The 6,178-nt window shown below is 59.1% G+C and carries 4 protein-coding genes; all 4 read left to right on the top strand.

Annotation, left to right across the window (positions count from 1 at the left end):
• Nucleotides 1-1,092, top strand: a 1,092-nt coding sequence (locus tag CRD59_RS07450; protein WP_130341227.1) for an ABC transporter substrate-binding protein, incomplete at its 5' end; no start/stop codon positions are given.
• 228 nt (nt 1,093-1,320) lie between these two features.
• Nucleotides 1,321-2,970, top strand: a complete 1,650-nt coding sequence (locus CRD59_RS07445) for a peptide ABC transporter substrate-binding protein (protein ID WP_113854056.1) — start codon at nt 1,321-1,323, stop codon at nt 2,968-2,970.
• Nucleotides 2,971-3,216: 246 nt separating this feature from the next.
• Entirely contained in the window at nt 3,217-4,866 is a 1,650-nt protein-coding gene (locus tag CRD59_RS07440) for a peptide ABC transporter substrate-binding protein (RefSeq protein ID WP_113854055.1), read from the top strand.
• 99 nt (nt 4,867-4,965) lie between these two features.
• A partial coding sequence (locus CRD59_RS07435; protein WP_236632791.1) for a peptide ABC transporter substrate-binding protein occupies nt 4,966-6,178 on the top strand: 1,213 nt, incomplete at its 3' end.

Below are 6,178 nucleotides of genomic sequence, written 5' to 3'. Positions count from 1 at the left end.
GCCTTCTCGCCGCTGCCGGAATCCTTCTACAAGGATCCCAAGGCCTTCGGTGAGCATCCTGTGGGCAATGGCCAGTACAAGTTCAAGTCCTGGGAGCACAACAAGTCCATCCAGCTGGTCAGGAACCCTGATTACAAGGGCCGGTTCAAGCCCCGCAACGGCGGCATCACCTTCGCCATCTACACCGCCACGGATGCGGCTTACTCAGATATCCAGGCAGGTAACCTGGACGTGATGGAGAACGTGCCGGCCTCAGCCAGCAAGACCTTCACCACCGACAGCACGGTCCAGGCTTACAACAAGCCGGGCTCCAGCATCGCCGCAGTGGCGATCCACGGCAACCAGGAGCACTTCAAGGAGGACGAGGAGGGTGTCCTTCGCCGACAGGCCATCTCCATGTCCATCGACAGGGAGTCCATCTGCAAGAAGGTATTGAACGGCACGGCCTCGCCGGCGAAGAGTTATTCGGCCCCCACCATCCCCGGCTACTCCACCGATGTGGAGAACGCAGGAAACCTGAAGTACAATCCGAGGAAGGCCAAGGAACTCTGGGAGCAGGCCAACAAAATCTCCCCCATGCCCGGGCAGTTCAAACTGACCTTCTCGTACAACGCGGATGAGACCTCATACAAGTCCGTCTACCGGGCTGTGGCCAACATGGTCAAGACGAACCTGGGCATCGACACGGAGGATGTGCCCGTCCCCACATTTCAGGAGTACCGGCAGGCCATCACCGCCAGGAGGATGAAAGGCGCCTTCCACGCAGGATGGACCCCTGACTACCCGTCGGTCGAGAACTATCTGAAACCGATCTATGATTCGGAATCCGCCGATGCCAAGGGCGCGAACGATACCGACTATAAGAACCCGGCATTCGACGGCCTGATCAAGCAGGCGGCCAAGGCGTCCGGCGATCAGGAGGCCAATAAGCTGTATATCAAGGCCCAGGGCATACTCGCCCACGACCTGCCGGGCATCCCCCTCTACTATCTCAATCGGACCGGGGCCGCCTCCAAGCAGGCCAAGGGCTTCCAAATGAGTTGGCAGAACTTCCCGGTCTACTCGGACATCAGCGTCCCGGCCGGTAAGTAGCTGTTCCGTGGTGGTGTCCGTCCAGCCTGGCTGTCGACCCCAATGTGCAGGCGGCCGGGCGGGCATGCGCCAGTTTACGCAAGCGGCCGTCCCGGCAATGGGCAGTCGCTTGCGGCAGCCCTGCAAAGGGCGGATAACGTGTCCAGTTGTATGAATGACGCCGGCGATGGTCGTCGGCGCCCGCGTATCAACGCGATGTACGAAGGGGAGTGCTCCTTGTCTCAAACCATGTTCCGAATGATCGCCGCAGGTGCCGTCTGTGCCGCCCTGCTGCCGCTGAGCGCTTGCGGTGGGGCTTCCGATGCGGGCGACACCAACGCCCAGGGCAGCAGCGATGCTGTCATCACGGCCTATGACACTGAGCCGCAAGGGCCGCTCATTCCCAGCAACACGAATGAACGCGGGGGAAGCAAGCCCAATTCATTGATCTTCGCCCGTCTGGTGACCTTCACTTCGGAGGGCAAACCGGTCAATGAGGCGGCCGAGTCGATTCACGCCAACCCCGACAGCACCCAGTACACCATCAAACTCAGGCCGGATTGGAAGTTCACGGACGGCAGCGCCATGACTGCATCCTCCTTCACCCGGGCATGGTCCTATGCGGCCAATGTCACCAATGCCCAGAAGACGGCCAGCTACTTCTCGACCATCAAGGGGTATGACGCCTTGCAGACCCCAGGTGTGTCCGGGGACGCCCAATTGGAGGGTCTCAAGGTGATCGACGACAGGACCTTCACCGTGGACCTGGTCCGGCCGGATTCGGTCTTCCCGATCAAGGTCGGGTACAACGCCTTCTCGCCGCTGCCGGAATCCTTCTACAAGGATCCCAAGGCCTTCGGTGAGCATCCTGTGGGCAATGGCCAGTACAAGTTCAAGTCCTGGGAGCACAACAAGTCCATCCAGCTGGTCAGGAACCCTGATTACAAGGGCCGGTTCAAGCCCCGCAACGGCGGTGTGACCTTCATGATCTACACAGCGAACGAGGCGGCATACGCGGATGTGCAGGCGGGCCACCTGGATGTCATGGAGAATGTGCCGTCCTCGGCCAGCAAGACCTTCACCAGCGATGAGACCGTCCAGGCCTACAACAAGCCCGGCTCGGTCATCGAGACCGTGGACATTCCCTCCGACCTGGAGCACTTCAAGATCGATCAGGAGGGTATCCTGCGTCGGCAAGCCGTTTCCATGTCGATTGACCGGGACACGATCTGCAGGAAGGTACTCAGCGGCACGAGCACCGCGGCCAAGGGGTTCGCGGCTCCCACCATCCCCGGCTATACCACGGACCTGAAAAACGCCGGCAACCTGAAGTACAATCCCAGGAAGGCCAAGGACCTATGGGAACAGGCCAATAGAATCTCCCCCTGGCCATCGGACGGGCACCTGGACTTCACCTACAACGCGGACCAGAATTACGCTCCGGTATATAGGGCGGTGGCGAACATGGTCAAGTCCAACCTGGGCATACAGTCGGATGACGTGCCTATACCCACCTTCCAGGAGTTCCGCCAGAATGTGAGCGAGCGCAAGGTCGGGGGAGGCTTCCATGCGGGTTGGTCGCCGGACTATCCCTCGGTCGAGAACTACCTGAAACCCCTGTATGGGTCAGCGGCTGCGCATGGGAAGGGTGCCAACGACAATGACTACAGCAGTGCTGAGTTCGATGGTCTGATGGAGCAGGCGGACAAGGCATCCTCGCCGGACAAGGTCGGGAAATACTACGATCAGGCGCAAGGGGTGTTGCTTCACGACCTGCCTGGTATGCCGCTCTACTACGTCAATGCCAACGGTGTGGCCTCCAAGCGGGTGAAGGATTTTGTCATCAGCTGGCAGAACTTTCCCGTCTATTGGCAGATGAGCGTGGGTTCTGACCAGTGACAAGGTTCGACGATCACGAAACTTGTTCGTGACTTAGACGGCACCTGCCATGATCCGCTGCTGCCGCCTTACCGGCCGGCCACGGTCCCGGCCGGTGAGGCGACCCTCCGTGTTCCCTGCACGAAACAATTACGTAAGACAATGGAGGGCATAGCCTCTGGGGCGCATCAGCAACTTAGGCTACGGCAGATTTCCATTCGTGGCGCACGAGGCCTCGGATGCGTACTGAAGGAGAAGAAGCACAGCATGAAGCAGAGCCCGAAGCTCACCATCATCGCCGCATCCGCATGCGCGCTGGCCCTGTCCTTATCGGCCTGTGGCGGCTCGTCCAACGAAGGGTCATCCTCCACCTCGGCAGGGGATGCGATCGTCTCGGCGTATGGGTGCGAGCCCGCCAAGCCCCTGATTCCGTCGAACACGGGCGAGTCATGTGGGGGAAACCCCCTGGACATGATGTTCTCCAAACTCGTGCGTTTCGATAAGGGGGGCAAGGCCCATAACGAGATTGCCAAGGAGATCAAGCCGAACGCCGACATGACCCAGTACAAGGTCACGATCAAGCCGGGTTGGAAGTTCTCCGACGGCACTCCCGTCACCGCCCAGTCCTTTACCAGGGCTTGGTCATGGGGGGCCAATGTGTCCAATGCCCAGCTGGATGCGTCCTTCTTCGACAACATTCAGGGATATGACGATGTGCAGCGGCAGGGAGTGGCTTCCGACGCCCAGCTGTCCGGTCTCAAGGTCCTGGACGATCACACCTTCACAGTGGATCTGAAGTCCCCGTCCTCCACTTTCCCCATCCAGGTGGGCTATACGGCCTTCGCACCCCTGCCCGAGGTCTTTTACAAGGATACGAAGGCCTTCGGTGAGAAGCCCGTGACGGTCGGTCCTTATACTTTCAAGTCCTGGGAGCACAACAAGTCCATCAAGATGGTGAAGAACAAGGACTACAAGGGTACGGCCGTCGTCAAGAACGGCGGGTTGGAGTTCCGGACATACACGGACCTGGACGCCGGTTACGCTGATGTGCAGGCTGGTCATCTGGACGTAATTGAATCCATTCCAACCTCCGCACAGAAGACCTTCCAGGCCGACTCTTCGGTCCAGGCTTACAATGAGCCGGGTTCCGTCACACAGGGCATAACGATCCCGACGTTCATGGAGCACTTCAAGGAGGACCAGGAAGGCCGTCTGCGTCGTCAGGCCATCTCCATGTCAATCGACCGCAAGCAGATCATCGAGAAGGTCCTCGGCGGACTGGGCATGCAGCCCACCGACTTCACAGCGCCGGCCATTCCCGGTTACTCCAAGGACCTCAAAGGCGCCGATGTCCTGAAGTACAACCCGAAGGAGGCCAGGAAGCTGTGGGAGCAGGCGGACGCCATCTCCAAGTGGCCGGCCGACCAGACCTTCAAGCTCGCCTACAACTCGGATGGGGGCGCCAAGGACTCATACGACGCTATTGCCAATTCCATCAAGAACACACTCGGCATCAAGGCTGAAGGCAACCCGGTGCCGACGTTCTCTGAGTTCCGTAACAACGTCTCAGCCCGCAAGTACAGGGACGCGGCCGTACGCTCGTCCTGGCAGCCCGATTACCCCTCACCGGAGAACTACCTGAAACCGCTGTATTCAAGCGCGGCAGCCGATGGCAATGGGTCCAACGACGGCGATTATAAGAACCCGAAGTTCGATGGTCTGCTCGCCCAGGCTTCTCAGGCAGGGAGTGTCGACGAAGCAAACACCACCTACCAGAAAGCGGAGGAGATCCTCCTCGAGGATCTGCCTGCCGTTCCGATCTACTATGCGAACGCCAAGGGCGCCGCTGCCAAGAACGTGGGTGGGTTCACGATGAATTGGAAGAACTTGCCTGTCTACGAAGAATTAACAAAATGATTCGGTAGTGGTCAGGAGCGAGGCGCTTGGACTGTGGTAGCGCGGTCCAAGCGTTTCGCATAAGGAAGCGGTACCCTCCGCTTTCGCCAGCAGCAAGATATGAAGTATCTGAAGAGGAAGAAGAAGAAAATGAGGAAAGCCTCAGCGTTTTCACTCGTAGCCGCTTCCGCATGCTCGCTGGCTCTGGTGCTCAGCGGCTGTGGTGGTTCCAACGGTGCGAACAGCGCCGATGGATCGGGCGCCAATGGCACAGGGACAACAGATGCCATGATTTCAGTCTTCGGTTCGGAGCCTGCCAAACCGTTGATTCCTTCGAACACGAACGAGGTGGGGGGCGGCCATCCCGTAGGGCAGCTGTTCGCGGCCCTTGTCCGCTTCGATGCCAAGGGCAAGAGCATCAATGAGGTGGCCAAGGAAATCAAGCCGAACGCCGACATGACCCAATACACAATCACGATCAAGCCGGGTTGGAAGTTCTCCGACGGCAGTCCTATCACCGCACGCTCATTCACACGGGCGTGGTCCTGGGCGGCCAATGTCAATAACGGGCAGCTGGCCGCCAACAGTTATTCGGAGATCAAGGGCTATGACGAACTGCAGACCAAAGGGGTTGATCCCAATGCGGAATTGTCAGGGCTTAAGGTCGTCGACGACCATACATTCACGGTGGAGCTGAATTCCCCATCCTCCACTTTCCCGGTCAAGATCGGCAACGGTCCGTTCGTACCCCTGCCGGAGTCGTTCTACAAGGATCCCAAGGCCTTCGGAGAGCACCCGATCGGCAACGGTCCCTATAAGTTCAAGTCGTGGGAGCACAACAAGTCGATCAAGCTGGTGAAGAACCCTTATTACAAGGGGGGAATCAAGGTAAAGAACGGCGGCATCGAGTTCCGCGCCTATACCGATCCATCAGCGGCTTACGCCGATGTGCAGTCCGGAAACCTGGACGTGCTCGACACCATCCCATCAGGTTCGGTCAAGACCTTCCAGTCCGATGACATGGTCCAGGCGCTGAACCAGCCTGGTGGCATCATTCAGCAGTTCACGATCCCCTCCTACATGAAGCACTTCGGGCAGGACCAGGAGGGCAAGCTGCGGCGTAAAGCCATCTCCATGTCCATCGATCGCAAGCAGGTGCTGAGCAAGGTGCTGAACAACACCGGCACAGCGGCGACCGATTTCATAGCTCCGACCATTCCCGGTTATTCGAGGGATCTGAAGGGTTCGGATGTTCTGAAGTACAATCCGAAGAAGGCCAAGGAGCTGTGGGCGCAGGCCGACAGGATCGCTCCCTGGGGTGCTGACGACGTCT

The sequence above is a fragment of the Bifidobacterium xylocopae genome (genome assembly GCF_003315615.1).
In the GTDB taxonomy this organism is placed as follows: Bacteria; Actinomycetota; Actinomycetes; order Actinomycetales; family Bifidobacteriaceae; genus Bombiscardovia; species Bombiscardovia xylocopae.
Note: the sequence above shows the minus strand (reverse complement) of the source record. Positions and strands in the feature narration are given on the sequence as shown.